The sequence below is a fragment of the Allobosea sp. Tri-44 genome, from assembly GCF_004123845.1.
In the GTDB taxonomy this organism is placed as follows: Bacteria; Pseudomonadota; Alphaproteobacteria; order Rhizobiales; family Beijerinckiaceae; genus Allobosea.
Genome location: NZ_NBDP01000057.1, coordinates 1 through 2,578 on the forward strand (window position 1 = coordinate 1; position 2,578 = coordinate 2,578).

Annotated in this window: 3 protein-coding genes; all 3 read left to right on the plus strand. The window is 64.0% G+C overall.

What is annotated here, in order from left to right:
- The first annotated feature begins 98 nt into the window (after positions 1-98).
- The gene (locus B6S44_RS29705; RefSeq protein WP_206735260.1) at positions 99-239 is read left to right on the plus strand and encodes a hypothetical protein; all 141 of its coding nucleotides are present in this window, start codon (positions 99-101) and stop codon (positions 237-239) included.
- A gap of 72 nt (positions 240-311) precedes the next feature.
- The gene (locus B6S44_RS27410; protein ID WP_206735261.1) at positions 312-944 is read left to right on the plus strand and encodes a carbohydrate ABC transporter permease; all 633 of its coding nucleotides are present in this window, start codon (positions 312-314) and stop codon (positions 942-944) included.
- A 56-nt stretch (positions 945-1,000) separates the two neighbouring features.
- The gene (gene melA / locus B6S44_RS27415; RefSeq protein ID WP_129160044.1) at positions 1,001-2,299 is read left to right on the plus strand and encodes an alpha-glucosidase/alpha-galactosidase; all 1,299 of its coding nucleotides are present in this window, start codon (positions 1,001-1,003) and stop codon (positions 2,297-2,299) included.
- The last annotated feature ends 279 nt before the right edge of the window (positions 2,300-2,578 follow it).

The following is a 2,578-nucleotide window of genomic DNA, read 5'->3' on the forward strand; positions in this document are numbered from 1 at the left end:
TGGTCGGTGCATCTTCTTCTTCATCGTGGTCCCTCTCTTTGCTCGGGTGCATTGGCGTGTGACCCCTGTGGTCCAGGGCCGGTGCTTAGGACGCCGTCATGATAGCAGGACCCAACCGCATCGCCCTGAAGGCACGCGTCGAGATCACGTGCATCTGGCTGCTCCTTGTCGCGGGGGCCGGGATCATGTTCTTTCCGGTCTACTGGATGTTCGCGACCGCGGTACGGCCGAAGGACTAGGTCTTCAGCGGCGCCGCCGGCCTGATCCCGTCCAGTTTCGTCTGGCAGAACTTCGCCGATGCTATCGGGCGCGTGCCGTTCCTGAGCTGGGCCGCGAACTCGCTGATCATCACTGTGGTCGCGGTGGTGATCACCGTGACGATCAACCTGCTCTGCGGCTATGCCTTCGCCAAGTTCCGCTTCGCCGGTCGCGACATCCTCTTTCTCGCGGTGCTGTCGGCGCTGATGATCCCGTTCCAGGTCATTATCGTGCCGCTCTTCCTGGTGGTCTCCGAGCTCGGCCTGCTCAGCGACTACTGGGGCGTGATCCTGCCGCGCGCGGCCGAGGCCTTCGGCATCTTCATGGTGCGCCAGTTCATGGTCTCGATCCCCGACGAGCTGCTCGAGGCGGCGCGCATCGACGGCGCCAGCGAGCTGAAAATCTTCTTCAAGATCGTCGTGCCGCTCTCAAAGCCGGTCATCGCCGTGCTGGTGATCTTCACCTTCATGTGGCGCTGGAACGATTTTGCCCTGCCGCTAATCGTGATGATGAAGCAGGAGATGTACACCGTGCAGCTCGGCCTCAACCTGCTGCGTGGCCAGTTCAACACCGAATGGTCGATGATCATGGCGATCGCGCTGCTCTCGCTGGTGCCGATGCTGATCATCTTCACCTTTTTCCAGCGCTATTTCGTCCAGGGCATCTCCGGCTCGGGCCTCAAGTGACCGCCCGCGCATGGGCGCGGGCCAACCAGTATCGACGTTTCGAAAGGGAAAGACCGGTGGTCAAGATTGCCATGATGGGCGCGGGCAGCGCCGTCTTCGTCAAGAACCTGCTGACCGACATCCTGAACTTCACCGAGCTCGGCCGCGTGGTGATTTCGCTGCACGACATCGATCCCGAGCGGCTCGAGACCGGCGGCATGATGGCGCGCTGGACCGCCCAGCAGTTCGGCGCCGATGCGGTGATCGAGGAGCATCTCGACCGCCGGCGCGCGCTGGAGGGCTGCGACTTCGTCATCAACATGGTCCAGATCGGCATGCACGAGGCGACGCTGCTCGACTTCGACATCCCGCGGAAATACGGGCTGAAGCAGACGATTGCCGACACCGTCGGCATAGGCGGCATCTTCCGGGGCCTGCGCACCATCCCCTTCATGCTCGACCTCGTCGCCGAGATGCGCGAGCTCTGCCCCGACGCCGTCCTGCTGAACTACACCAACCCGATGAGCATCCTGACCTGGGCGGTCTACAAGGCCTATCCCGAGCAGCGCGTCGTCGGCCTGTGCCACAACGTCCAGCACACGGCACGCGATCTTGCGAGCTATCTTAGCGTCGAGCAGTCGCGGCTGAGCTATGACTGCGCCGGCATCAATCACATGACCTGGTTCCTCAAGCTCCAGATCGACGGCAAGGACGCCTATCCGGCGCTGCGCAAGGCGATGGCCGATCCGGAGATCTACGCCAGGGACAAGGTCCGCTTCGAGCTGATGCGGACGCTCGGCTGGTTCGTCAGCGAATCCAGCGAGCACAACGCCGAATACACCCCGTATTTCCTGCGCCGCGACGACCAGATCGCCGAATACGACGTGCCGGTCGACGAATATGTCCGGCGCAGTGTCCGCAATCTCGGCCGCTACGCCGAGACGCGCCGCAAGCTCCTGGCCGGCGAGGCCTTCCCGCTGGAGCGCAGTGACGAGTACGGCTCCCTCATCATCCGCGCCATGGTGACCGGCGAGCCGACGGTGATCTACGGCAATGTCGAGAACACCAGGCTGATCGACAATCTGCCCGAGGGTTGCTGCGTCGAGGTGCCGGTCATCGTCGATCGCAACGGCCTGCGCCCCTGCCATGCCGGCACGCTGCCGCCGGAGCTGGCGGCGCACTGTGCGCCCCATGTCTTCGTTCAGGATCTGACGGTGCGTGCGGCGCTCGAGGGCGACCGCGAGCGCGTCCACCGGGCCGCCGCGCTCGACCGCCATGCGGCGAGTGTGCTTTCGCTACAGGAGACAAGGCGCATGGTTGACGAGCTGCTCGCCGCCCATGGCGACGCCCTGCCGAAATGGAAGGACGCGGCCTGATCGGCCAGCTCAAAGCAGACTTCTCTAGCACCGACTTCCCGGGACTGCTTCGGCTACGTTGCCCGGGCTGGACACGGGAAACAGCCGCAGCCGGTCCCGGCTATTCGCTTGATGTCTGCTGCTGGGCGGCGCCTCAACGTCGGCTTCTGGCGGATGTCGTTGAAAAAGTCGGCCTGGAGAGCGACGCGAGAGCGTTTCGGATTTGGCCGATCGAACCTCGGCCTCTCATGCCGGCCTGAGCTGCGGTCCCTTCGGCAGGAGCTTGGCGAGTTTCCTGAG

Bases quoted from the DNA above. Each gene is read 5' to 3' on its own strand.
- B6S44_RS29705 (WP_206735260.1), top strand. From the start codon at position 99: ATGATAGCAGGACCCAACCGCATCGCCCTGAAGGCACGCGTCGAGATC.